Here is a 24,977-nt window from a genome sequence, read left to right as displayed (position 1 = left end):
AGCGCCAAATCACAAGCGCAACCGGTTTATCTGCACCAAGCTTATAATATGGGAGAGCCCGTTGGTCAAAGATAACCGGCCTACACAGTGAACGTGGGTACCGTATGGTCAAAAAATGATTCACGTGAAACATGTTTCGAATCTGAATCGACCGAGAGATCGCAATGATTCACGTGAAACAGAAACGATTATTTTCCGATGCAAAAATCCCGAAAGATCACATCCAGTAAATCTTCAACATCAATCCGGCCAGTGATGCGCCCGAGAGCGTCAGCTGCCTGGCGCAGATCTTCCGCCCTTAGTTCCTCTGGAAGGTGCTTTAATTCCACTGCCTTGATCAAGCAGGCATGCGCCTCATTCAAAAAATATCGATGACGCGCTCGTGTCGCCAAAGGCGCTTCAGAAATCGAAATGGTTTCTTGTGCGAATCGAGTGAGGAAATCCAAGAGATCACGCATCCCACCTTCCACCTTGGTGGAGCATAAAATCTCTTCAGCAGACTGATCGAGTCGGATATCGAAACGAATTTCATCCTGCTTTGTTCGCACAGATCTCACTGGAACAGACGACCGGATGCTGTCATCCAATCCACTATCAGGATCCGACGGCTTCACCCCCTCCGGTTCAACTGCCCACAAAATCAAATCAGCTCCCCGTCCCCGCTCTTCTGCCCGGCGAATACCCTCGCGCTCGACTATCCCATCGGTCTGTCTTAGCCCAGCCGTATCAATGAGGGTCACAGGATAACCGCCCAAATCCAGATGAACCTCAATCACATCCCGTGTTGTACCTGCTTCCTCCGTTACGATAGCAACGTCTCGCCCCGCCAGCGCATTTAGCAGGCTGGACTTGCCAGCATTGGGGGCACCCATGAGGACCACCTGAAGGCCTGAGCGAAGCCGTTCCCCGCTCTTCGATGTTTCCAGATGACCCGCAATATCACGTGCCAATTGGTCAGCCTCAGCCCAAACTTCATCGGCGACGCTGCCCGGCACGTCTTCTTCATCAGCAAAATCAAAGTCTGCCTCGATCAAGGCCCTCATATGGATGAGCCGCTTGCGCCAATCTTCATAGAGCGCACCCAACGCTCCACCCATTTGTCGCAGTGCCTGACGGCGCTGCTGCTCGGTTTCTGCCGCAATCAAATCCGACAAGCCTTCGACCTCTGTCAGATCCAACCGGCCTTTCTCAAATGCACGACGCGTGAACTCTCCAGGCTCTGCGGGGCGACATCCTTGAAAACCAGCCAGGGTATTCAAGACAGCAGCGACTACTGCACGACCCCCGTGGCAATGAAGCTCCGCAACATCTTCCCCCGTAAAGCTGGCGGGCCCTTCAAAGTAAAGCACAAGCGCTTCGTCCAGTGCTGTCCCTTCCCCATCTCGCAGAACCCTCACAGAGGCCTTACGGACGGGCGGGACGTCACCACACAGCGACCGAACAACAGCTTGAGTTTCCGGCCCAGATACGCGAATAACCGCCACGCCCGACGGGACAACACCACTCGACAAAGCGTAAATCGTATCAGTCATGATTTGGCCCGTTATCATTCAGTCTGCTGAATTCAACCATTCCGGATCCGATTCCGTTTCGCCGTGTTTCACGTGAATCAATCCGCTCCAGGATCTCAGCTATCATTCTGCATTGAGGTTCGCCAAGCCTTTTCCGACAACCGGTAGAGCACATGTTGAGACATCGGGTGATCCAATGCCAGATTGGGATGTTGAAAATCACCGTCGATATCCCGGATCATTCCAAGCCTCTCCATAACCCTTTGAGAGCTTGTATTCGCGGGAATGGTGAAAGCAACAATTTCGGGAAGGTTCAGAGTTTCGAACCCGAATCTAAGCCAGGCATTTGCGGCCTCTGTTGCGTATCCCTTCCCCCATACCTTCTTATGCAGGCGCCATCCGATTTCAACACAGGGGTCAAATGGCAAAGGCTCCTTATAGGCTGGAATGTTCAATCCAACGAACCCGGCAAATTCTCCCGTTTCCTTAACGATGATAGGATCCATGCAAAATCCCTCCGAAACTCGCTTTTTCAGAATCTTCTCAAGATAGGCTTTTGACTGGTCATACGACATAATCATTGGGAAGTGTCTCATGACATCGGGATCTGAGCAGAGAGCAGCCAGATCATCCAAGTCATCTTCTTGCCAGGGACGAAGGATCAATCGATCCGTTTCCATTGTTGGGGCCGAAATCATTGTTTTGCTCCCGATTAAAAGAAAATGCGATTCACGTGAAACAGTCGGACTGAAAAGAAGAAAGGCGCAGTCTGTACTGCGCCTTTCTGACCAATTTTTTGATACAGACCCGAATCTAATCAGGTGTTCATGCTGTCGAAGAAATCGTCGTTCGACTTGGTCTGCCTCAGTTTGTCCAGCAGGAACTCGATTGCATCGACTGTGCCCATCGGATTGAGAATCCGGCGTAGAACAAAGGTCTTCTTCAGTTTCTCCGGATCAACCAGCAGCTCTTCCTTACGTGTACCGGAGCGCTGAATATCAATCGCCGGATAGACCCGTTTATCAGAGATCTTACGATCAAGGATGATTTCGGAGTTACCGGTGCCCTTGAACTCTTCGAAGATGACTTCGTCCATACGGCTGCCGGTATCAATCAAGGCTGTCGCAATAATGGTGAGCGAGCCACCTTCTTCAATGTTACGAGCAGCACCAAAGAAACGCTTCGGGCGCTGCAGGGCATTTGCATCCACACCACCGGTCAAAACCTTACCGGAGGACGGAACAACCGTGTTGTAGGCCCGGCCCAGACGAGTGATGGAATCCAGCAGGATCACAACATCACGGCCATGCTCAACCAGGCGCTTGGCTTTTTCGATGACCATTTCAGCAACCTGAACGTGACGGGCAGCAGGTTCATCAAACGTTGAAGACACCACCTCCCCGTTCACTGTCCGCTGCATGTCTGTCACTTCTTCCGGTCGTTCATCGATCAGCAAAACGATCAAATAGCATTCCGGATGGTTGGTCGTGATGGATTGGGCAACATTCTGCAAAAAGACGGTCTTACCAGTCCGCGGCGGCGCGGTAATCAAACCACGCTGACCTTTACCAAGAGGCGCAACCATATCGATGACCCGTGCAGACATGTCTTTCCGCGTCGGATCTTCAATTTCCATCTTGAAGCGTTCATCCGGATAAAGCGGGGTCAGGTTATCAAAGTGAACTTTGTGCCGAGCCTTGTCCGGGTCTTCGAAATTGATCGTGTTGACCTTCAAAAGCGCGAAATAGCGTTCGCCATCTTTCGGGCTTCTGATCTGACCTTCAACCGTGTCACCGGTTCGAAGCGAAAACCGCCGGATTTGAGACGGAGAAACATAAATGTCATCCGGACCCGGTAGGTAGTTTGCATCTGGTGACCGCAGGAACCCGAACCCGTCCTGCAGAACCTCGACAACACCTTCGCCGATAATTTCCACATCCTGGGCAGCCAGGTTCTTCAAAATGGCAAACATAAGCTCTTGTTTGCGCATTGTGCTGGCGTTTTCGACCTCCAGCTCTTCAGCAAATTGAAGCAGCTCGGTCGGAGATTTCTCTTTGAGATCTTTGAGTTTCATTTCCCGCATCAAGTTGGGATCGTCTCTATCTATAATGTATCTAGGGAGGACTTCTGCCTGGAACCGGTTTGGCCGACAAAAGTGTACTGAGGGAACTACCAGTCAGATCTGTATTCGGACAGCGGCGGGGCGCAATGACAAACTGAGCGCACGCCATATGGAAGTTGTCGCGACGATAAGCGTATTTTGTTTTCTTCGCAAGTCCGTAAAAAGAATAATAAACAGCCCCGGAGAAAAGGTTCATCCGGGGCATGTTTTTGACAAGGTGTGTTTTTACCAGCGCCTAAAACGGCTTTCCGATGACAAGTATGACAATAACAATCATCAGTACTGTCGGAACTTCATTCAAGATACGGTAAAACTTGGTAGACTTTTCATTTTCATCTCGCGCAAAAACCTTCACGCACCGAGCGAGATACCCGTGAGCTGCCGACATCAAGAGAACCAGAGTCAGCTTTGCGTGAAACCAGCCTTGTGAAAATGCACCGATTTCATAGGCCGCCCATAGTCCAAATATCCAGGAGGAGATCATCGCCGGATTGATGATTGCCTTCAACAACCGGCGTTCCATGATCTTGAAGGTCTCAGACTTGTCAGAGCCGACAGCTGCATCCACGTGATAAACGAAAAGACGCGGCAGGTAGAGCATTCCGGCCATCCACGCGATGATCGAAATGACATGCAAAGACTTGACCCAACTGTAAAGATCCACGTCTTACCCCCGCTTCACGCGTTCAACCATACGGGCCACATTCTCAGGATCAGCATCAGGCGTTACACCGTGGCCGAGGTTGAAAATGAACGGACCCTCATTGAACGTTTGCAGAATATGATCAATCCCTTCGTCCAATGCCTTGCCTCCAGCGACCAAACGCATGGGGTCAAGATTACCCTGAATTGGAACTTTCTTTTGGATCTCCAGCGCAAGATGATCCGGAGCCGTCCAATCAAATCCAACCGCATCAACACCCGTCCGGGCAATGTATGTTGCCATCCGGGCTGATGATGCTTTCGGGAACCCGATGATCTTTGCATTCGGGCGCTGCGCCTTGACGCCATCTACGATCGCACGTGTTGGCTGAATGGACCAGCGCTCAAACCCGGCATCATCGAGCACACCGGCCCAGGTATCGAAAATCTGAACCGCGTCCGCGCCCGCATCAAGCTGTCGAACAAGATACCGGATAGATGCTGTTACAAGCTGATCGATAAATCTCGCCATCAACTCAGGATCTCGATAAGCGCCTACACGGGCAGCCACTTGATCTTGGGTTGTGTGTCCAGCAACAGAATAGCATGCAACGGTCCAAGGAGCGCCACAGAAGCCCAAGAGAGTGGTCTCAGGGGGAAGCTCCGCCCGAAGACGGGAAACCGTCTCTATGACCGGTTCCAGATGCTTCTCTGCCCTCTCCTGGTCGAGCCTGTCGACGAGTTCAGTGCAAAGAGGTTCAAGAACAGGACCACGTCTTTCTTCAAAGCGAACTGGATAACCGATTGCATCTGGAACAACGAAGATGTCCGAGAACAGGATGGATGCATCAAAGCCGTATCTTCGAATAGGTTGAAGTGTGACTTCTGTTGCCAAATCGGGTGAATAGCAGAACTCGAGGAAGTTGGCTGCCTTCTTCCGAACTTCCCGATATTCAGGGAGATATCGACCGGCTTGGCGCATCATCCAGATTGGTGGCGGCCACAGTTTTTCACCCGCCAAAACGCGCATGAGTGCACGGTCTTCCGATTTCATGAGATCTCTGCCTTTTCCAACTTCAAACCCAAAAAGAGTCTTTCTTGAGTCTGTTTATTCTTATTGTGCGTGAATAGCCGGGATCAATTGTTGTCCACAAACTCTCCCGTCCAACTTCGCCTCAGAACAAGTTTCCTGAAGTTCTGGACAACATATACTCCCCAAGAGTCGATAACTCAAAAAAGCATCTTGTCGCAACGGGTTGCTGAGGTGTTAACCATTCATTAACGAATTTGTTCGGTGTGGATCAACTGTCGAAATATTTCGACCTGCATGTTAATCAACAACCAACCATATTCGTTACGGGTGGAGTCATCGGAAAACCCCATGCTGTTCATAAGATTCAGTTATCGGGCATATCTTGAGCAGGCTTTGCGGTGTTGAACGAGATAGACCCAATTCATCAACAGGACTGGGGATGAGAGTGTGAGCAAATCGAGACACTATTTTCACCTTCATCTCGTGTCAGATTCCACCGGTGAAACGCTGATGACAGTGTCGCGCGCAGCCACCGCGCAATACGAAAATGTGCAGGCGATTGAGCATGTTTATCCGCTCGTTCGGGCGCATAAACAGCTAGATCGGGTGATCTCGGAAGTTGAGGCTGCGCCGGGCATTGTGCTCTACACCCTTGTTGATGAGGAGATTTCCGGTCGTCTGGAGCAAAAATGCCGGGAACTGGGTGTTCCTTTCGTCAACATTCTTGATCCGGTCTTCGCGGTCTTCCAGTCCTATCTCAACGTAACGCAAACACATCGCATCGGCGGGCAGCATGAGTTGGACGCGGAGTATTTCAAGCGCATGGAAGCCTTGAACTACACAATGATGCATGACGATGGTCAGATTTGGGATGATCTGGAATCTGCAGATATTGTTCTTCTGGGAATATCCAGAACCTCAAAGACACCAACATGCATCTACCTCGCAAACCGTGGCATCAAGGCGGCGAACATTCCATTGGTTCCGCAAATTCCACTGCCTTCCCATGTTAAAGAGCTGAAAAAGCCGCTGATCGTAGGACTTGTGGCATCGGCTGAGAGGATTCAACAAATCCGAAAGAACAGAATTCTATCATTGAATTCAGAAGGTTATAATGAAGCCTATATTGATCGGAAGGAAATTGCACGGGAAATAACCATGGCTCGGCGGCTCTGTTCAGAAAACAATTGGCCCTTGATTGACGTAACCCGGCGGTCTGTTGAAGAAACAGCTGCAGAAATCCTGACCTTGTTCAAGGTCTTCCAAGCGCGCAGGCCCTTGGATGAATGATCTAAAATTTTGAAAACGTGAGGTGATGCATGACCCTGGTGCTGGCAAGCGGGAGCCGCGTGCGCGCTGATCTCCTGCATAATGCAGGGCTGACTTTTGATATCGACCCAGCACAAGTTGACGAGCGCGCTGTTGAAGCACCTCTTTTGGAGGCAGGATTCTGTCCTGAGGATCTGGCCACGGTTCTCGCAGAAGCCAAAGCCCAAGACGTCAGCGAGCGCCGGCCGGATGATCTTGTCATCGGGGCAGATCAGATCTTGGCCTATGAAGGTGAGCGTTACACCAAACCAGAGAATATGGAAGTGGCCAGACGGCAACTGATTGAGTTTTCAGGGAAAACCCATGAACTCCTATCTGCTGTCGTTATCGCCAAAAACGGCGAAACAGTGTGGCGCCATTTATCGGTAGCCCGGTTGACCATACGGTCCTTTGGACCAGAATTTGTTGGTCGCTACCTTGCAGCTGTCGGCGATGTGGCGCTGACAAGTGTCGGAGCATATCAGCTGGAAAGCCGGGGAATCCAACTGTTTGAAAAAATTGAAGGTGACTATTTCACCATTCTTGGACTTCCGCTTCTTCCGCTTCTTGAAGAGTTGCGCAATCAAAAGGTTATAGATCGATGACCAGTGAAGCGAAAGCAGCAGTCACCGGATGGCCAGTGACCCATTCCAGGTCACCGCTGATTCATGGCTATTGGTTGAAGAAGCACGGTTTAGCAGGGCATTACGGCAAATGCGGCGTTGAGCCGGAGCAAGCTGAAGACTTTTACAAAAATTTCGGCAAAAACGGTCTGGTTGGTTGCAATGTGACTGTTCCCCATAAGGAAGTCGCCGCAAAGGCCTGTGTTCATCTCGATGACGCAGCAAAGGCTATGGGAGCTGCGAATACACTTTGGCTGAATGAAAACGGCGAACTTTGTGGTGCCAATACTGATGGTCTTGGCTTCTTGGGCAATCTGGACCAAATGCAGCCCGGTTGGGATACACAGGCAAAGACAGCCATCGTTTTGGGGGCTGGTGGGGCTACGCGTGCCATTGTCTGGGCCCTTTTATCTCGAAACTTCACAGAAGTGCATATCTTCAATCGGACCTATGAAAAAGCCTCAAAAATAGTGTCTGAATTCGGAGCCGGTTCAATCGCACATCCATGGGATCAGTTGGGGGAAACTCTTGGAAAAGCGGATGTCTTGGTCAACACCACTGCATTGGGAATGACCGGTAAGGCACCGCTTGAAATTGATCTTGGGAATTTACCGACGACCGCCTTGGTTACTGATATCGTCTACGCTCCATTGGAAACGGATCTCCTTCGCATTGCCAAAGAACGGGGTAATCCGGTGGTTGACGGGTTGGGCATGCTGCTCCATCAAGCTGTTCCCGGATTTGAAAAATGGTTTGGTGTTCGTCCGGTGGTCGATGATGAACTCCGCCGGATTATTCTCAAGGACCTCGGTGTGTCCGCATGATCCGCATTGGCCTCACTGGATCTATCGGTATGGGAAAATCGACGGTCGCCCGGATGTTCGCCGATCACGGAATACCCGGACACGATGCAGATGCCACGGTCCACAAACTCTATTCAGGTCGTGCGGCACCGATGATTGAAGACGCCTTCCCCGGAACCACCCGAGATGGGAAAGTAGATCGGACATTGTTGTCCCCAAATGTTCTGGGGAAACCCGAGGCGATGAAAAAACTTGAGGTCATTGTCCATCCGCTTGTGCGGGAAGAAGAACAGGCTTTTCTAGAAGTTGCCAAACAGGATCGGCGGAGAGCTGTTCTTTTGGACATTCCATTGTTGTTCGAAACGGGCGGTGGGGTCCGCGTCGATGTGTGTGTTGTCGTCTCGGCTCCAAAAGATGTTCAAAGACAACGGGTTCTGGAACGGCCGGGCATGAGTGAAGAGCGGTTTGAAGCCATTTGCTCCAAGCAGATGCCAGATAGTGAAAAGCGTGCACGGGCGCATTTTGTAATTGAGACCGGGTATAGTCTGGACATGACCCGCCGCAGCGTCGCCTCCGTTGTCCGAGCGATTGCAGGGATGGGTTAGCATCCACTGGTCAATCCGATTCTGGAAAACGCGGGTGCAGTCTTGCTTCTCCAAACCAACACGGCAAAGTGGGAGAACAGACAAGCGAGGCAAAGAATGCGTGAGATTTCCTTCGATACGGAAACGACAGGACTGAACCCGCGCGGCGGCGACCGGTTGGTTGAAATAGGTGGCGTCGAGCTGTGGAACCACATTCCAACAGGCAAGTCCTATCACGTCTATATCAACCCCCAGCGGGACATGCCGGAGGAAGCCTTCCGCGTTCACGGCCTTTCAGAAGAGTTTTTGTCCGACAAACAGCTTTTTGATCAAGTCGCAGATGAATTTCTGGATTTTGTCGGAGATGCCACCCTCGTCATTCACAACGCTGCGTTTGATATGGGTTTCATTAATATGGAACTCGAGCGTTCTGGTCGTCGCATCATTTCCAATGACCAGGTCCTCGATACGCTCGACCTTGCACGCCGCAAACATCCGACCGGGCCCAATTCCCTCGATGCGCTATGTTCGCGTTATGGCATCGATAACTCTAAACGTGTCAAACACGGCGCGTTGCTGGATGCGGAAATCCTCGCCGAAGTTTATCTGGAGCTGATCGGCGGGCGCCAGACCGCACTTGGATTGACTGCCGACGAGGATGCCCAGACTGCGTCTTCCGGCGGTTCTGCTGCAGAACCGGGAGAATTGGGTAATTTCAACGCAAAGCAGCGCCCGTCGCCCCTCACCCGTCCGATTTCTGAGGCAGAATTTGCAGCTCACAAAGCCTTTATCGAAGGCATGGGTGAGAACGCCATCTGGAACAAATACGGCTCTTGAAAAAAAAGCCGCGAGGCTCAGACCCACGGCTTCGGATTATCGACTGTGATTTATTGGTCACAGCATGGATGGCAGAACACGGTCTGGTGGACGGTGCCCGTCCATGAAGGTCTTGATATTAATGATAACCTTCTCGCCCATTTCGATACGGCCCTCAATCGTGGCAGACCCCATGTGAGGCAGAAGCACAACGTTTTCGAGCTTTGTAAGCTTTGGATTAACCGCCGGCTCGTGTTCAAAAACATCCAGCCCGGCCCCTGCCAGGTCACCGCTTTCAAGCATGCGGATCAAGGCATTTTCATCAATGACTTCACCACGAGCTGTGTTCACGACATAGGCGTCTTTTTTCAGGAGCTTCAAGCGTCGCGCAGATAGCAGGTGGAATGTTCCCGGCGTATGCGGACAGTGGATGGACACCACGTCCATCCGCGCCAACATTTGGTCGAGGCTCTCCCAGTAAGTGGCCTCGAGAGACTCTTCGATGTCGGATGGAACCCGGCGGCGGTTGTGATAGTGGATCGACATTCCGAAGGCCTTCGCCCGGCGGGCAACAGCCTGACCGATCCGGCCCATGCCAATGACCCCAAGACGTTTGCCCCAGATCCGGTGCCCCAGCATCCATGTCGGCGACCAGCCGGACCATTCGTCTGTTTCAAGGGCCTTGATACCGGCGGCCAAACGACGCGGCACCGAGAGGATCAGAGCCATGGTCATGTCGGCTGTATCTTCGGTCAACACACCCGGCGTGTTGGTTACGTTAATGCCACGATTGTTCGCAGTGACAACGTCAATGTTGTCGACACCGTTGCCGAAGTTTGAAATCAGTTTCAGGTTCGGGCCTGCCTGCGCGAGGACCGAAGAATCAATCCGGTCAGTCACAGTTGGCACTAGCACATCGGCTGTCCGCACGGCTTCCACCAATTCAGCCTGTGTAAAGGGCCGGTCGGTTTCATTGAGCCGGGTCTCGAACAACTCCCGCATGCGCGTTTCAACGACATCGGGTAGTTTACGAGTGACGACGACGACGGGCTTCTTTTTCACCATGCTTCACGCCTTTGTCTTCTCTCGGGGCTGGCCCCGCCATGATTTCAATCACCGGCCCGCCAAACACGGATCGTTGCTTTTCCTTACCAGATGAGCGCGTAGAAACAAGTGGACGCTTGGGATTACCTGGCTGGTCACGAGGACCTGCAGAGTGCATGCTGGTTTTTTGAGACGGCTTTCAATAAAGCTTTGTGCAAGAGAAACGCCTGCAGAACAATTGGACAAGCGAATAATATGATTGGGTCGACCTCTAAGTCAGTCATGAAACTCCTCGCCGGGCTGTGTTTGTCCCTGCTTTTGTTTGTTCCCGAACTCGCACAGGCACAAGCAACAAAGACCGGCCCCTCCGGGTATCCGCTTCCTCGCTTTGTCAGTTTGAAGTCGGATCGGGTGAATGTTCGGCTTGGTCCGTCACGGGAACATGACATTGCCTGGACATTTGTAAAATCCGGATTGCCGGTTGAAATTATTCAGGAATTTGACAACTGGCGTCGTATTCGAGATTGGGAAGGCAAGGAAGGTTGGGTGTTTCACTCCCTCCTGTCCGGACGGCGCACTGCCCTTGTCACGCCATGGGAAAAGAGCAATCGGACACCTTTGCGGCAACGGTCGAAGTCTGATGCCATCATCGTTGCAGAACTTGATCCGTTTGTATTGGCTACAGTGACCGAGTGTTCCGGCGGTTGGTGCAAGGTGCAGGGCGAGGGATTCGAAGGCTGGCTCGATCAAACGCGGCTTTTTGGCGTCTATCCGGATGAGTTGTTCGAATAAGTTATCGAATATTCCTCCAGACCTGAAAAAAGGGCGGTCCTGATGGGCCGCCCTTTGCTTTTGACCCCAAGAAGACAATCCTTAATCGGATGCCCCTTCTTGAGCTTTGAGTTCTTCGATGCGCGGCATCGACATAATGTTGTAACCGCTATCTACGAAATGAACTTCACCGGTCACACCGCCGGAGAGGTCTGAAAGAAGATAAAGGCCTGTGCCTCCGATCTCTTCCAGAGAGACGGTGCGGCAAAGCGGAGAATTGCGCTTCTGGAAGTTGAACATGAGGCGCGCATCGGAAACGCCAGAACCAGCCAAAGTGCGAACCGGGCCAGCTGACAGAGCGTTTACGCGAATGTTCTGATCCCCATAGTCGACGGCCAGGTAGCGAACAGAGCTTTCAAGAGCGGCCTTGGCAACACCCATGACATTGTAGTTCGGCATAACCCGCGTGGACCCACCATAGGTCAGGGTAATCAAGGACCCGCCATTCGGCATGATTTCCGCGGCGCGGCGCGCAATATCGGTGAACGAGTAACAGGAAATCAGCATGGTGCGGACGAAGTTGTCTTTCGACGTTTCCGCATATTTTCCGCGAAGCTCTGTCTTGTCGGAAAACGCAATGGCGTGAACCAGAAAGTCGATTGAGCCCCACTTTGATTTCAGTGTATCAAACACGTCATCAAGAGAAGCTTCGTCCTCAACATCGCAAGGCAGCAAGATGTCTGAGCCAACGGATTCAGCAAGCGGTTTAACCCGCTTGCCAAAGGCTTCACCTTGATAGGTAAAGGCAAGTTCTGCGCCTTGGCTTGCCAGCGTATCGGCAATTCCCCATGCGATGGAGTGATTGTTCGCCACGCCCATGATCAGGCCGCGTTTGCCCTTCATCAAGTCTGACATTTAGGTCTCCTTAGCCCAGGTATCGCGACAGAACGAGGGACGCATTCGTTCCGCCGAAACCGAAGCTGTTGGAAAGCACCGAGTCGAGACCGGCGTTATCAATCCGCTCCGTTACGATTTCTTCCGGCTTGATGGCAGGATCAAGCTCATTGATGTTTGCAGAAGCGGTCATGAAGTCGTTTTCGAGCATTAGGAGGCAGTAGATTGCTTCCTGAACACCGGTCGCGCCAAGGCTGTGACCGGTCAGCGACTTTGTTGAAGAGGCTTTAGGCTGGTCTTCCCCAAACACCCGGCGAATGGCTTCAATTTCGCCAACATCGCCAACTGGCGTCGATGTGCCGTGGGTGTTGATGTAGCTGACTTTGCGATCACCCAGTGTGCTGGTGGCAAGGCGCATGCAGCGTTCGCCGCCTTCACCGGACGGGGCCACCATATCGTAGCCATCAGAGTTGGCTGCATATCCGGTGACTTCCGCGTAGATTTTTGCCCCGCGCGCCTTGGCGTGTTCCAGCTCCTCCAGAACAACCACACCGCCGCCGCCGGCAATCACAAAACCATCGCGCGTTGCATCATAAGCGCGGGATGCTGTCTCTGGAGTGCCATTATATTTGGAAGACATGGCGCCCATGGCATCGAACAGGCAGGACAGTGTCCAATCAAGTTCTTCACCGCCACCGGCAAACATCACGTCTTGTTTGCCGAACTGGATTTGTTCAGTGGCTGCACCTATACAATGTGCAGATGTGGAGCAAGCCGACGTAATGGAGTAGTTGATCCCCTTGATCTTGAAAGGGGTCGCCAGACACGCAGAGTTGGTCGAGCTCATGCCGCGTGTGACCATGAATGGCCCCATGCGCTTTGGTGAGCCCTTCTCCACGACGATTTTATGCGCCTGAAACAGGTTTTTGGTGGACGGGCCGCCAGAGCCCATGATCAGACCGGTCCGCTCGTTGGAGACGTCCTTGTCTTCAAGACCACTGTCCTTGAGCGCCTGTTCCATGGCGATGTAATTATAGGCAGCACCGTCACCCATGAAACGCAGTTGGCGTTTGTCAACGAGGGAGGCAATGTCAACATTTGGCATGCCGTGAACCTGGCTTCGGAAGCCATGTTCTGCATAATCCGGCGCAAAACTGATGCCCGACTTGCCTTCTTTCAGGCTGGTCAGAACTTCGTCTGCATTTGCGCCGATGGAGGAAACGATCCCGATCCCGGTGACGACAACGCGTCTCATTGCGGTCTCCCATATGTTGGTTTGAGCCGAACTTTTCGTATGCGGCCAAGCTCAAATAATAGACAAACCGGCGCTTTTGAAGGAAGCGCCGGCAGAATTCTCTGTCTGAAACGAAATGGTTCAGCCGGTCGAAAGGCCAACGCGCAGGTCTGTGGCCTTATAAATCTGTTCGCCGTCAGCCTTCATCCAACCGTCGGCAATCCCGAGAACCAGGCGTCCTTTCATGACCCGTTTAAAGTCGATGCCGTATTCAACGAGTTTGGTCTCTGGAGTGACCATGCCCTTGAACTTCACTTCTCCGGTCGAAAGCGCCATGCCTTTACCCGGCAACCCCTGCCAACCGAGATGGAAACCGGTCAGCTGCCACAGTGCATCCAATCCAAGGCAGCCCGGCATAATCGGATTGCCCTGAAAGTGGCACGGGAAGAACCAGTGATCCGGCTTGATTTCAAATTCAGCGCGCGCATAACCCTTGTCGTATTCGCCACCGGTTTCTGAAATGTCCGTTATCCGGTCGAACATCAGCATGGGCGGAAGTGGAAGCTGGGCATTTCCCGGGCCAAACAATTCACCGCGGGCGCAAGAGAGGAGATCCTCGTAATCGTAGCTGGAGCGACGCTCGGTCATTCAATATCCGTTTTGTCTCAGGAGCCTGTTTTGCTCAAAGGCGCGACAGTCCGTGTTTTTGATCCTTGTGACTGGCCGACTTCCTACCACAGGGGAAACGTCACTGAAAGTGTTAGCGGCGCTGATCACGCTCCGTTTGTGCGTTCTAATCACAATTGCGATGGCTAAATACGGCATTTCAGCGCAGTTGGGGTGGGGTTTCGACGAAAAACTTGCATTTTGCATGCAAGAAATGGCATTTATAGACTAGACGGCTGGGACAACCTGCAGGGGAATTTGCCTCTGATGATTGCTCAACCTGATCCGAAGACCAATAAAGGCCTGACATGACAGCATCTACGCCGATACACGTTCAGTATACCGACGTATCCAACATGTTGCGAAATGCCGGTTTGCGCCCGACGCGCCAACGGATGTCATTGGCTGAACTTCTTTACTCCAAGGGAGATCGTCACATCTCCGCCGAACATCTTCATGAAGAAGCGGTTGGTGCGAATGTGCCCGTGTCTTTGGCAACGGTCTACAACACGTTGCACCAGTTCACTCAGGCTGGTCTTTTGCGCGAAGTCGCGATTGACGGAACCAAAACCTATTTCGACACGAATGTCACCGATCACCACCACTTCTTTATAGAAGGGGAAAACAAGGTGGTCGATATTCCAGGTGAAGGTGTTGGAATTGACCGCGTTCCGCAAGCTCCTGAAGGCATGGAAGTTGTGCGTGTAGATGTTGTCGTGCGCGTCCGACCGAAGTCCTGACTCTCACATTCGTGGCCTTCTCAATCTAGGCTTATGCCGCGTGCCATTCATAGCGTTCGGCGGTATCACCTGTTGATGTCCATGCAATTTGGCCCACATGGAGAAATCCAAGTTTTTTGAGCAGCTGCCCGGACCGATTGTTTTCAGGATGCGTATAGGCTGGAACAGCGGTGAGCTTCAGCTTCTCCGCCGCAAATGCAAGCACGGATCAGGCCGCTTCCAGCCCAAGGCCCTGCCCGCGGGCATCTTCCAATAATGCATAACCAAGGTCTGACTGAGAGAAACCCTCACGGTTGACAAGCCCGCACATCCCGCAAGGCTTGCCCGTATCAAGCCGCTCGATCAGCCAGAGCCCAAACCCGTGTGTTTCAAAGCTCGGCCGCAAGGTTTCAAGGATGTAGGCCCGCATCGCCGCTTCATCGCGAATGCCTTTGTCACCGATAAAGTGGTGATAGGCCGGGTCATTCATCAGTCTCAGATAAAAGGGTGCATCGTCGGTTTCCGGCTCGCGGAAACGCAGCCGATCTGTGTCTGATGGCGTTGCGATCATCCCAAACTCACCCTGTAGCCCGTGTAACTTTGGCAGCGGTTTTCGCAGCAACTTCCGGGATGGAGTCAAATGGCTCACGTTCGGGGCTGCGGCAGAGATCGTAAATAACGCAGCGACGACATTCCGGTTTGCGGGCTTTGCAGATGTAACGACCATGCAGGATCAGCCAATGGTGCGCATGCTGGCTGAACTCTTGGGGAATGACTTTTTCTAGCGCTTTTTCAACATCCAGCGGTGTTTTTCCAGGAGCCATGCCAATCCGGTTTGAAAGCCTGAACAGGTGAGTGTCGACGGCTATGGTTGGATACCCAAAGAAGATGTTTAGCACCACATTTGCCGTTTTTCGTCCGACACCGGGGAGTTTTTCCAGCGCCTCACGATCTTCTGGAACCTCGCCTCCATGATCACGTATGAGTTGCTCTGACAGCAAAATGACGTTTTTGGCTTTCGTCTTGAAGAGACCGATGGTCCGTATTTCTTCGCGAACCCGGTCTTCGCCCAGTGCGACCATCTTCGCTGGTGTATCAGCGATCTGGAACAGGTTTTTTGTTGCCCGGTTCACCCCCACATCTGTTGCCTGAGCCGATAAAACCACAGCAACCAGAAGCGTATAGGCGTTCACATAGTCCAGCTCACCTTCCGGCTCAGGGTTGTCCGCGTGAAAACGCTGGAAGATCTCTGCAGTTTCCGCTTTGGAGTAGCGCGACCGTTTCAAAACCTTCCCGGGATTATCAACCGAGGGCGCCTTCTTGCGAGGTTTGGGCTTGCCAGCCTTTTTTGCCGCAGCGTTTGTGCGAGGTGGGGTCTTTGTTTTCTCCATACCCACTCTATAATCCGTCTCCATGAACGAGGACAATGCGAAACATATTGACGGATTGGGAGTAGATCCGGATACGCCCTTCTTTTCTGCGATCCTGACGCCTTACCGATCCCTTGACCAAAACGGCTTTCTGATCCTGATGTTATGCCTTGGGGCCATCAGTTTTGTATCGGGAATGCTGTTTTTGATGGTTGGCGCATGGCCGGTTCTGGGTTTCTTCGGGCTGGATATGCTGCTGATTTATCTGGCGTTTCGCTGGAACTATGCGTCTGGACGCAGTTTCGAGGAAGTTTGTGTCTCGCGGACCGAAATTTTGATCCGCAAGGTTGGGCCGGGCAAGCGCCGGCAAGAGTACAGGTTTAATCCAGCCTGGGTTCGCCTTTCCATCACCAAGCTGGAAGATGAGGGTGTGACAAAAATCTCATTGATGAACCGAGGACAGGCCGTCGATATCGGAAGCTTCCTGAACCCGGATGACCGCACAAGCTTTGCCGGCGCTATCGCAAATGCGCTGGCCACAGCAAAGGCCGGAGGAGTATGAAATCACGCTGGTTTTAGCGTGACCCGTTTGGTCCCAACCAAAATGACCAGAGCGAACAAAGAAGAGATACTGGCTACATAAAGAACAGTCTTGTAGTCTGTTGCACTGGCGATAAATCCCATTGAGACACTTCCAATCAGGCCTCCCAAAAACAGGCTGTTCATGTAAACAGCCGTTGCTCGCCCAGGCCGGTCCGGCGCAAAACTTTGGACAAATGTAATGGCGACCCCGGCAAACAGGCCGTAATAAACGCCCTCTACGATTGAGACCAAGACGACCTGAAAGACGGTTTCTACCTGCGCAAACAGAAACATGCTGCCGCTGGCCATTGCTGCTGAAATCATCAGGACCGGTCTCGGGCCAATTCTTCTGGCAAGTGGTACCGATACGAAAATCACGACCACTTCCATAAAACACTTTACGGCAAGGGCCAGACCAGGTGTAGAGGTTGGCAGACCGGTTTCCGTGACAAAAAACAGCGGCATGGACGACACAAACAGTGAGTTTGTTGCTGTGAAACCAACACACGCCAGGCCAGCAACAAGCAGGCCTATATTGACCCCGCCCTTATCTTTTTTCTGTGACTGGTTTTGTGCCTTGTGAAAATCACCTGGAACAACAATCCAGCACAACACCAGATAGACCAGCCCCAGCCCAAAGGCTGTGAGAAATGCTGCGTCAAATCCTGACTGATCAACGATTATGTAGGAGAGCGCCGGTCCGATCATCCAGCCAAGAGAAACGGTCATTCGAACCCAGGCATTTGTCTTGTCTATATCGAACGATCGGCTTTCGGCAAAGAACCGGGCAAAGGTGAAGACCGTGCCTGCTCCGGTGTTCGCCAGAACCATGAACGGGATAACCACCAGAATGAGGGCAAGCAAACTGGAGACCTGGGTCAGCGACAGCGCGGCAACTAGAATGGCAAAAGCGGAAAGGAGGAGAAAGCGACGAACGAGGGCATTTTGATCCAGCTTCTCCCCAATCCATCGGTTTGCAACAAGCGTCAGCGGCAACAAGATGCCGGGATAAAGCCCGGCTTGCCATGGCTCTGACCCTAAGCCTTCCACGATGAAAAAGCTCATCAAGGGGACAAGCATGGAAAGACAAGCGCTATAGAAAAGCTGAAGACAACAAATAAGGGCAACCTGCTTTGGAAGCCCGGTCAAAACACGCATGGAAATCGCCTGAAAATGGAATAGGCATAAACCCTACGTTGCTAATCCCATCTTGTCATCTGTTTAAATAGCGGACGCCTTTGCTCTAATTGCCTTGAGCCGGTAAAGGGCATCTAACGCTTCGCGCGGTGTCATATCATCGGGATCAAGGATCGAAAGCTCTTCAGACAAGGGATCCGGCTGCTCAGGGCTTTTCGCCGTTTGAGGTGTTGGAACAGCAGCAAAGAGTGGCAGTTCGTCAATTAGGCTTTGTGAGGGCGATTGTCGGTCCTGTTCTTCCAACTGGCTGAGAACCTGTTGGGAGCGCTCGACCACGCTTGCCGGCAGCCCCGCAAGTTTGGCGACCTGAATGCCATAAGACCGGTCCGCTGCACCTGGAACAATCTCGTGCAGAAAAATCACCTCTCCGTCCCATTCTTTGACCGAGACTGTCGCATTTGTGAGCCGGTCCAACTTTTGAGACAGTGCCGTTAGTTCATGATAGTGGGTGGCAAACAAGGCTCGGGATTTGTTGACCTCATGCAGGTGCTCAATTGTGGCCCAAGCGATTGAAAGCCCGTCAAAGGTTGCCGTGCCCCGCCCAATTTCGTCCAGAATGACTAGGGATCGATCCCCTGCCTGATTGAGGATTGCAGCCGTTTCGACCATCTCAACCATAAAGGTCGAGCGCCCGCGCGCCAGATCGTCAGCTGCCCCAACACGGGAAAACAGCCGGTCGACAATACCGATATGAGCTGAGGTTGCTGGCACAAATGCACCCATCTGAGCCATCACAGCAATCAAGGCGTTTTGACGCAAGAATGTGGACTTACCGGCCATGTTGGGCCCGGTAATCAGCCAGATGCAGCCGCTTTCCCTATCGGCCTGCGGACCAAGGTTCGCGTCATTGGCAACGAAGCTGTCGCCGCCAGAGTGTTTGAGGGCGCGCTCCACCACGGGGTGGCGACCGCCTTTGATGTCAAAGGCGCGGCTTTCATCGATGAGGGGGCGGGAGTGGTTCTCATCCTGCGCCAATTTTGCAAGGGCTGCAGAAACATCGAGCACGCTGAGGCCGTGGGCAGCAGCCTTGATCGCATCACCTGCGGACACAATTTCAGACGTGAGCCGGTCAAAGACCTCCAGCTCGATTGCCATGGACCGTTCACCGGCGCTCGCAATTTTGGATTCAAGGTCGGCCAATTCGGTTGTTGTGAACCGCATTGCTCCGGCCATGGTTTGCCGGTGAATGAACCGCGCTGGGTCATCCTGCAGTTTGTCAGCCTGAGCGGTCGGGGTTTCGATGAACCAGCCAAGCACGTTGTTGTGCTTGATCTTGAGCGAACGAAGGCCGAGTTGCTCAGAATAGTTTGCCTGGAGCTGCGCAATGACCTTTCGGCTCTCATCACGCAAAGCCCGTAATTCATCAAGGTTTGCGTCATAGCCGCTGGCGACAAATCCGCCATCCCGCTTTAATAGCGGCGGGTCTTCTTTGATGGCAACCATAAGCTCTGCGCCCAGCGCATGCGGAGCCTTTTCCAAACTGGTGCGTGCTGCGGCCAGCTCGGTCGGGATGTTCCCACCCTGCCCGGTCATGTCTAAAAGAGACTGAGCAGCTTCCAGACCTTGTGCAATGGAAAGGATATCACGGGGCCCGCCCCTTTGAAGGGCAATGCGGGACAGGGCGCGAGCCATATCCGGTGCGCCTTTAAGAGTTTGGCGCAAGTGCTCGCGCATGATTTCGTTGTTCAAAAAGAAATCCACGGAATCATGGCGTTGATTGATAATGTCAGGTCGGATGAGTGGCCCGGCCAATCTGCTGGCCAAAAGGCGGGCACCGCCACCAGTGACCGTTCTGTCGATCGTGGTGAGCAGACTGCCTTGTTTTTCACCAGAAAGGGTCCGGGACAGTTCCAGATTGGCCCGTGTCGCCGGATCGATCAGCATTCTGCCAGACCCGGCTTCTCGTGTTGGCGGGTCCAGGGGCGGGCGTTCGCCAAGCTGGGTCTTTTCGATATACGCAAGGATGCCGGAGGCTGCTGTCAGTTCTGCACGCGAAAACGTTCCGAAACCGTCGAGCGTCTTCACACCGAAATAATGCGCCAGTCGATCCGCCGCGGTGGAACCGTCAAAAAAGGCCCGAGGAACTGGAGACAACGCACTGCCGGTCAGCTCCACCAATTGGCGAAGTTCTGTTTCCTGAAGCAGATTGTCAGCAAGGATCAGTTCACGGGGAGCAATTTGGGCCAGATCGGCAGATAAGCGTTGATGATCGGTTTCAGACACCTGAAAGCTGCCGGTGGACATGTCGATCCAGGCAAGGCCGTAAATGGCATCCCCTTCTTGCGAGCCTGCTTTCAATCTGGAGAGCGCTGCCAGAAAGTTATTGGCACCAGCATCCAGAAGTCGGTCCTCAGTCAGGGTTCCGGGAGTAACAAGGCGCACGACATCGCGGCGAACCACCGATTTGGATCCGCGTTTTTTCGCCTCAGCCGGATCTTCGGTTTGCTCGCATACGGAAACCCGGTGGCCCAGCGAAATCAGTTTTTGCAAGTAATCGTCAGCAGCGTGTACCGGCACACCACACATCGGGATATCCGCGCCCTGATGCTTGCCGCGTTTGGTCAGCGTGATGCCAAGCGCTTGCGCCGCAACCTCCGCATCATGAAAGAAGAGTTCATAAAAGTCGCCCATCCGGTAGAACAGCAAGCTGTCCGGGTTGGCAGTTTTAATCTCAATGTATTGAGCCATCATCGGCGTGACTTTGGAGTCCGCCGGCTGGGCTTTCTTGACGCTCGCCTGTGACATGGCGCGAACCTAGCAAACGATGCGACAGCTTTCACATTAGGTATGAGAGATCATTGCTTGAGTGCCGAATTTTCAGGGGATAAGGTCGGCCCTCCTGTCGCAAATAATGCCAAGCAAGGAATCGCTGCATCCATGGCCTCCAAGGACACCTCGAAAACCGCCGTTAGCTTCACTGATCAGGAAGCCTTGAATTTCCACCAGGACGGGCGTCCCGGTAAGCTGGAAATCACCCCGACCAAACCCATGGCAACGCAGCGGGATCTGTCGCTCGCCTATTCGCCGGGGGTGGCGGTGCCGGTACGGGCCATTGCTGAAGACCCTAGCCGCGCATTCGATTACACAACTCGTGGCAATCTGGTCGCCGTGATTTCCAACGGATCGGCCATTTTGGGGCTTGGCAATCTGGGCGCTCTGGCCTCCAAACCTGTGATGGAAGGCAAGTCGGTTCTCTTCAAACGTTTTGCTGACGTGGATTCCATTGATCTGGAAGTCGATACCCAGGAAGTCGAAGAGTTCATCAATTCCGTCCGCTATCTCGGCCCATCCTTCGGTGGCATCAATCTGGAAGACATCAAAGCACCAGATTGCTTCATCATCGAACAGCGTCTGCGTGAGTTGATGGATATTCCGGTTTTTCATGACGATCAGCATGGAACAGCCATTATTGCAGCAGCCGGATTGATCAATGCCCTTCACCTGACGGGCCGCGACATGAAAGACACCAAGATTGTCTGTAATGGCGCGGGTGCGGCCGGCATCGCCTGTATCGAACTGGTCAAGGCGATGGGTGTTCCGCATGAAAACGTTACTTTGTGCGACACAAAGGGCGTGATTTACAAAGGCCGCCCGGAAGGCATGAACCAGTGGAAGTCGGCTCATGCCATCGAGACCGATGACCGCTCGCTTTATGATGCGGTGAAGGGGGCGGATGTCTTCTTCGGCGTGTCAGTCAAGGGGGCACTCACACCAGACATGCTCCGGGCAATGGCTCCGAACCCGATTATTTTTGCCATGGCAAACCCGGACCCTGAAATTACCCCGGAAGAAGCAGCTGAAGTGCGCGATGATGCCATCGTCGCAACGGGGCGGTCCGATTATCCGAACCAGGTCAACAACGTTCTCGGGTTTCCCTACATCTTCCGCGGCGCGCTGGATGTTCGGGCAACCACGATCAATGACGCGATGAAGGTCGCTTGCGCCGAGGCTCTGGCCCAGTTGGCGCGTGAAGAAGTTCCGGATGAAGTGGCCGCAGCCTATCGCGGAAAACGTCCGAAATTCGGGCCAGAATATATTATCCCGGTTCCGTTTGATCCGCGCCTCATCCACGCCATTCCGCCAGCTGTAGCCCAAGCGGCCATGGACAGCGGTGTGGCCCAGCGCCCGATTGTCGATATGGATCAATATCGCCATGAATTGTCGGCCCGCCGAGACCCCGTGGCTGGAACCCTCCAGCGCATTTTCTCAAAGGTGCGCCAGCAGCCAAAACGTGTTGTCTTTGCCGAAGGCGAGGAAGAAGCGGTTATTCGCGCAGCAGCGAGCTTTGTGAACCAGAGCCTTGGCGAGGCCATTCTGATTGGCCGCGAAGATGAAGTGCGTGAAGCTGCTCAACATGCTGGTGTTGATGTCGACCGTCCGGGCATATCTATCCAAAATGCGCGCTTGTCGGATCGAAGCAAGGATTATGCAGCCTATCTCTATGGGCGTTTGCAGCGCCGGGGCTATCTCCAGCGTGACTGTCAGCGCATGGTCAATAATGACCGGAACTACTGGGCGGCCATTATGGTGGCCCGCGGTGATGCAGATGCGATGGTCACCGGTCTTACACGAAACTATTCCGTGGCCCTCGACACGGTGCGCGCCTGTCTTGATGTGAAGCCAGGTCACCGGATGATTGGTGTATCGCTGGCCCTATCGCGTGGCCGGACGGTTCTGATTGCCGACACGGCTGTCATCGATATGCCAACCTCTGAGGAGCTGGCTGACATTGCCGAGGAAGCAGCCCACGTTGCACGCCGTCTTGGTTACGAGCCACGAGTCGCGATGCTGGCCTATTCCACCTTTGGGCATCCAAAGGGCGAGCGCTCGGAAAAGGTTCAGGAAGCTGTTCGTATTCTGGATCGCCGCCGCGTAGACTTTGAATATGATGGCGAAATGGCAGCCGATGTTGCCCTCAACCTCGATAAGATGTCGGTTTATCCGTTTTGCCGTCTCTCAGGGCCGGCAAACGTTTTGGTGATGCCAGCATTCCACTCTGCATCTATTTCCACCAAGATGCTGCAGGAACTTGGTGGATCGACCGTCATCGGACCGCTTCTGGTGGGTCTCGACAAACCGGTGCAGATCATTCCCATGGGCGCCAAGGACAGCGACATCGTCAACATGGCCGCCATCGCTGCTTACAACGTGACTTGATATGACCCATACCAAGGTAAAAATCTGCGGACTGAAAACCGAAGCAACCATGGAAGCGGCCCTCGAAGCGGGGGCCAACATGATCGGCTTGATGTTCTTTCCAAAAAGCCCTCGCCATGTCAGCCTGACAGAAGCCTGCAAATTGGCCGACATGGCCCGCGGCAAGGCGGAAATTGTAGCTGTTACCGTCAACATGGATCTGGACGGATTGTCGCGGATCAAGGAATTGGTTGGCCCGGACATTATTCAGCTGCACGGCTCGGAACCGCCGGAAGCCTGCGCTGCCGTCAAGGTGATGCATGATACAAAAATCATGAAGGCTGTGGCCGTTTCCGAAAGGGCAGATCTGGAACAAGGCGATTACTACGCTATTGTTGCAGACTGGCTTCTCTTTGATGCCAAACCACCAATAGGGTCGGAGCTTCCGGGCGGAAACGGCGTTTCCTATGACTGGACCCTGCTGAAAGACCTTGACCTCAAGAAGCCCTTCATGCTTTCGGGGGGGCTAAACCCGGATAACGTCGTTGAGGCAATCCGGCAAAGTGGTGCCAAGGCGGTGGATGTGTCCTCCGGGGTCGAACGCGAACCTGGCGTGAAGGACGAGAAATTAATCAAGGCGTTCATGGCTGCGGTCAGAGACGCTGATATGTCAGGGAGTTGAGTGGCGATGACCACGATGGCAAACAGCATTCGGACTGGTCCGGACGAACGGGGACATTTCGGCATTTTTGGTGGCCGGTATGTCGCCGAGACGCTCATGCCGCTTATTCTGGATCTTGAAAAGGCCTATGACGACTCCAAGAAGGATCCGGCGTTCCATGCGGAAGTTGAAAACCTCAACACCCATTATACCGGACGCCCGTCTCCGCTTTATTTCGCCGAACGCCTGACTGAGCATCTCGGCGGCGCGAAAATCTACTTCAAGCGCGATGAGCTGAACCACACCGGATCACACAAGATCAACAACTGCCTTGGGCAGATTCTTCTTGCCAAGCGCATGGGCAAGACACGGATTATTGCAGAAACTGGCGCTGGGCAGCATGGGGTTGCGACCGCTACAGTGTGTGCCCGCTTCGGGCTTCCGTGCGTAGTCTATATGGGCGCAACGGATGTTGAGCGGCAAAAGCCAAACGTCTTCCGCATGAAATTGCTGGGAGCTGAGATTGTGCCTGTCACCGCCGGGGCTGGCACGCTCAAGGATGCGATGAACGAAGCTCTGCGTGACTGGGTGACTAATGTTGATAGCACCTACTACCTGATCGGCACTGCAGCTGGCCCGCACCCCTACCCGGAAATGGTCCGCGACTTCCAGTCCGTCATTGGGCAAGAACTGCGCGAACAGATTATGGAAGCTGAAGGACGTCTTCCGGATGCACTTGTTGCCGCTGTTGGCGGCGGTTCCAACGCTATTGGCATGTTCCATCCATTCCTCGATGACAAGGGCGTTGAGATTTATGGTGTCGAAGCTGGTGGTCACGGCCTGGACGGCGACGAACACTGTGCCTCACTTGCAGCTGGAAAGCCTGGCGTCTTGCATGGTAACCGCACCTTTCTTTTGCAGGATGACGACGGGCAAATTCTCGAAGGCCACTCCATTTCGGCCGGCCTTGATTACCCGGGCATTGGACCTGAACACTCTTGGCTGAAAGATATTGGCCGTGTGAATTATGTGCCGATCATGGACGATGAAGCACTGGAAGCGTTCCAGATGCTCACCAAGGTGGAAGGTATCATTCCGGCTCTTGAGCCGTCCCATGCATTGGCTCATGTCGCAAAACTTGCGCCTAAAATGGACAAAGACCAGATCATTGTCATGAATCTGTGTGGCCGTGGCGACAAGGATGTCTTCGCCGTTGGCAACATGCTTGGGTTTGATTTGTAAGGTGTGGATCACACTGAAT

At 53.3% G+C, this 24,977-nt stretch carries 25 protein-coding genes; 11 read left to right on the top strand and 14 right to left on the bottom strand.

Going from position 1 to position 24,977, the window contains the following annotated elements:
• Positions 1-188 precede the first annotated feature (188 nt).
• The 5 genes from mnmE to hemE form a co-directional block, all read right to left on the bottom strand.
• Positions 189-1,550, bottom strand: a complete 1,362-nt coding sequence (gene mnmE, locus TRICHSKD4_RS09130) for a tRNA uridine-5-carboxymethylaminomethyl(34) synthesis GTPase MnmE (RefSeq protein ID WP_009467228.1) — start codon at positions 1,548-1,550, stop codon at positions 189-191.
• A gap of 77 nt (positions 1,551-1,627) precedes the next feature.
• Positions 1,628-2,191: a GNAT family N-acetyltransferase gene (locus tag TRICHSKD4_RS09125; RefSeq protein WP_371256749.1), complete on the bottom strand. Its 564-nt coding sequence runs from the start codon at positions 2,189-2,191 to the stop codon at positions 1,628-1,630.
• A 137-nt stretch (positions 2,192-2,328) separates the two neighbouring features.
• Positions 2,329-3,594 (bottom strand): transcription termination factor Rho, encoded by a 1,266-nt coding sequence (rho, locus tag TRICHSKD4_RS09120; RefSeq protein ID WP_040616602.1) that lies wholly within the window; start codon positions 3,592-3,594, stop codon positions 2,329-2,331.
• A 274-nt stretch (positions 3,595-3,868) separates the two neighbouring features.
• Positions 3,869-4,297: a protoporphyrinogen oxidase HemJ gene (gene hemJ / locus TRICHSKD4_RS09115; protein ID WP_009467225.1), complete on the bottom strand. Its 429-nt coding sequence runs from the start codon at positions 4,295-4,297 to the stop codon at positions 3,869-3,871.
• Between the two features lie 3 nt (positions 4,298-4,300).
• A complete protein-coding gene (hemE, locus tag TRICHSKD4_RS09110) occupies positions 4,301-5,329 on the bottom strand; it encodes a uroporphyrinogen decarboxylase (protein WP_040616601.1) in 1,029 nt (342 codons plus the stop codon).
• A 426-nt stretch (positions 5,330-5,755) separates the two neighbouring features.
• Between hemE and TRICHSKD4_RS09105 the strand changes: the two genes are divergently transcribed.
• The 5 genes from TRICHSKD4_RS09105 to dnaQ all read left to right on the top strand — a co-directional run bounded on the left by TRICHSKD4_RS09105 (position 5,756) and on the right by dnaQ (position 9,463).
• Positions 5,756-6,598, top strand: a complete 843-nt coding sequence (locus TRICHSKD4_RS09105) for a pyruvate, water dikinase regulatory protein (protein ID WP_009467222.1) — start codon at positions 5,756-5,758, stop codon at positions 6,596-6,598.
• A 29-nt stretch (positions 6,599-6,627) separates the two neighbouring features.
• Positions 6,628-7,221, top strand: coding sequence for a Maf-like protein (locus TRICHSKD4_RS09100; RefSeq protein ID WP_009467221.1), 594 nt, complete (start codon positions 6,628-6,630; stop codon positions 7,219-7,221).
• Complete coding sequence (locus tag TRICHSKD4_RS09095; protein ID WP_009467220.1) at positions 7,218-8,063, top strand: shikimate dehydrogenase; 846 nt, start codon at positions 7,218-7,220, stop codon at positions 8,061-8,063. The genes TRICHSKD4_RS09100 and TRICHSKD4_RS09095 overlap by 4 nt, the downstream gene beginning before the upstream one ends.
• A complete protein-coding gene (gene coaE, locus TRICHSKD4_RS09090; RefSeq protein WP_009467219.1) occupies positions 8,060-8,647 on the top strand; it encodes a dephospho-CoA kinase in 588 nt (195 codons plus the stop codon). The genes TRICHSKD4_RS09095 and coaE overlap by 4 nt, the downstream gene beginning before the upstream one ends.
• Before the next feature lie 96 nt (positions 8,648-8,743).
• Positions 8,744-9,463, top strand: a complete 720-nt coding sequence (dnaQ, locus tag TRICHSKD4_RS09085; RefSeq protein WP_009467218.1) for a DNA polymerase III subunit epsilon — start codon at positions 8,744-8,746, stop codon at positions 9,461-9,463.
• A 57-nt stretch (positions 9,464-9,520) separates the two neighbouring features.
• Here the strand turns inward: dnaQ and TRICHSKD4_RS09080 are convergent, their stop codons facing one another.
• Positions 9,521-10,507 (bottom strand): D-glycerate dehydrogenase, encoded by a 987-nt coding sequence (locus TRICHSKD4_RS09080; RefSeq protein ID WP_009467217.1) that lies wholly within the window; start codon positions 10,505-10,507, stop codon positions 9,521-9,523.
• A gap of 261 nt (positions 10,508-10,768) precedes the next feature.
• Between TRICHSKD4_RS09080 and TRICHSKD4_RS09075 the strand changes: the two genes are divergently transcribed.
• A complete protein-coding gene (locus TRICHSKD4_RS09075; RefSeq protein WP_009467215.1) occupies positions 10,769-11,278 on the top strand; it encodes an SH3 domain-containing protein in 510 nt (169 codons plus the stop codon).
• Between the two features lie 81 nt (positions 11,279-11,359).
• On the opposite strand, the gene fabI is transcribed toward TRICHSKD4_RS09075, so the two are convergent.
• The 3 genes from fabI to fabA all read right to left on the bottom strand — a co-directional run bounded on the left by fabI (position 11,360) and on the right by fabA (position 14,033).
• Complete coding sequence (fabI, locus tag TRICHSKD4_RS09070) at positions 11,360-12,172, bottom strand: enoyl-ACP reductase FabI (protein WP_009467214.1); 813 nt, start codon at positions 12,170-12,172, stop codon at positions 11,360-11,362.
• 10 nt (positions 12,173-12,182) lie between these two features.
• Positions 12,183-13,406: a beta-ketoacyl-ACP synthase I gene (gene fabB / locus TRICHSKD4_RS09065; protein WP_009467213.1), complete on the bottom strand. Its 1,224-nt coding sequence runs from the start codon at positions 13,404-13,406 to the stop codon at positions 12,183-12,185.
• A gap of 120 nt (positions 13,407-13,526) precedes the next feature.
• Entirely contained in the window at positions 13,527-14,033 is a 507-nt protein-coding gene (gene fabA / locus TRICHSKD4_RS09060) for a 3-hydroxyacyl-[acyl-carrier-protein] dehydratase FabA (RefSeq protein ID WP_009467212.1), read from the bottom strand.
• Between the two features lie 326 nt (positions 14,034-14,359).
• Between fabA and irrA the strand changes: the two genes are divergently transcribed.
• Positions 14,360-14,791, top strand: a complete 432-nt coding sequence (gene irrA / locus TRICHSKD4_RS09050) for an iron response transcriptional regulator IrrA (protein ID WP_050763378.1) — start codon at positions 14,360-14,362, stop codon at positions 14,789-14,791.
• A 31-nt stretch (positions 14,792-14,822) separates the two neighbouring features.
• On the opposite strand, the gene TRICHSKD4_RS30030 is transcribed toward irrA, so the two are convergent.
• Genes TRICHSKD4_RS30030 through nth form a run of 3 tightly spaced genes read right to left on the bottom strand, consistent with a single transcriptional unit; the run spans position 14,823 to position 16,161 of the window.
• Positions 14,823-14,996, bottom strand: coding sequence for a GNAT family N-acetyltransferase (locus tag TRICHSKD4_RS30030; protein ID WP_009467209.1), 174 nt, complete (start codon positions 14,994-14,996; stop codon positions 14,823-14,825).
• A gap of 3 nt (positions 14,997-14,999) precedes the next feature.
• Positions 15,000-15,341: a GNAT family N-acetyltransferase gene (locus tag TRICHSKD4_RS09045; RefSeq protein WP_009467208.1), complete on the bottom strand. Its 342-nt coding sequence runs from the start codon at positions 15,339-15,341 to the stop codon at positions 15,000-15,002.
• Between the two features lie 7 nt (positions 15,342-15,348).
• The gene (gene nth, locus TRICHSKD4_RS09040; RefSeq protein WP_040616670.1) at positions 15,349-16,161 is read right to left on the bottom strand and encodes an endonuclease III; all 813 of its coding nucleotides are present in this window, start codon (positions 16,159-16,161) and stop codon (positions 15,349-15,351) included.
• Positions 16,162-16,183: 22 nt separating this feature from the next.
• Here nth and TRICHSKD4_RS09035 point away from each other — a divergent pair, with 22 nt between their 5' ends.
• Complete coding sequence (locus tag TRICHSKD4_RS09035) at positions 16,184-16,702, top strand: DUF2244 domain-containing protein (protein ID WP_009467206.1); 519 nt, start codon at positions 16,184-16,186, stop codon at positions 16,700-16,702.
• A 2-nt stretch (positions 16,703-16,704) separates the two neighbouring features.
• Here TRICHSKD4_RS09035 and TRICHSKD4_RS09030 read toward each other — a convergent pair whose 3' ends face one another.
• Both TRICHSKD4_RS09030 and mutS read right to left on the bottom strand, forming a co-directional pair.
• A complete protein-coding gene (locus TRICHSKD4_RS09030; protein WP_009467205.1) occupies positions 16,705-17,880 on the bottom strand; it encodes an MFS transporter in 1,176 nt (391 codons plus the stop codon).
• Between the two features lie 63 nt (positions 17,881-17,943).
• On the bottom strand, positions 17,944-20,664 hold the full coding sequence (gene mutS / locus TRICHSKD4_RS09025) for a DNA mismatch repair protein MutS (protein WP_009467204.1): 2,721 nt from the start codon (positions 20,662-20,664) through the stop codon (positions 17,944-17,946).
• Positions 20,665-20,796: 132 nt separating this feature from the next.
• Here mutS and TRICHSKD4_RS09020 point away from each other — a divergent pair, with 132 nt between their 5' ends.
• The 3 genes from TRICHSKD4_RS09020 to trpB are packed head-to-tail and all read left to right on the top strand — an operon-like array spanning position 20,797 to position 24,958.
• On the top strand, positions 20,797-23,076 hold the full coding sequence (locus TRICHSKD4_RS09020; protein WP_040616669.1) for an NADP-dependent malic enzyme: 2,280 nt from the start codon (positions 20,797-20,799) through the stop codon (positions 23,074-23,076).
• Position 23,077: 1 nt separating this feature from the next.
• Positions 23,078-23,737 (top strand): phosphoribosylanthranilate isomerase, encoded by a 660-nt coding sequence (locus tag TRICHSKD4_RS09015; RefSeq protein ID WP_009467202.1) that lies wholly within the window; start codon positions 23,078-23,080, stop codon positions 23,735-23,737.
• 6 nt (positions 23,738-23,743) lie between these two features.
• Positions 23,744-24,958, top strand: a complete 1,215-nt coding sequence (gene trpB / locus TRICHSKD4_RS09010) for a tryptophan synthase subunit beta (protein WP_009467201.1) — start codon at positions 23,744-23,746, stop codon at positions 24,956-24,958.
• The last annotated feature ends 19 nt before the right edge of the window (positions 24,959-24,977 follow it).

Source organism: Roseibium sp. TrichSKD4 (genome assembly GCF_000148725.1).
In the GTDB taxonomy this organism is placed as follows: Bacteria; Pseudomonadota; Alphaproteobacteria; order Rhizobiales; family Stappiaceae; genus Roseibium.
Note: the sequence above shows the minus strand (reverse complement) of the source record. Positions and strands in the feature narration are given on the sequence as shown.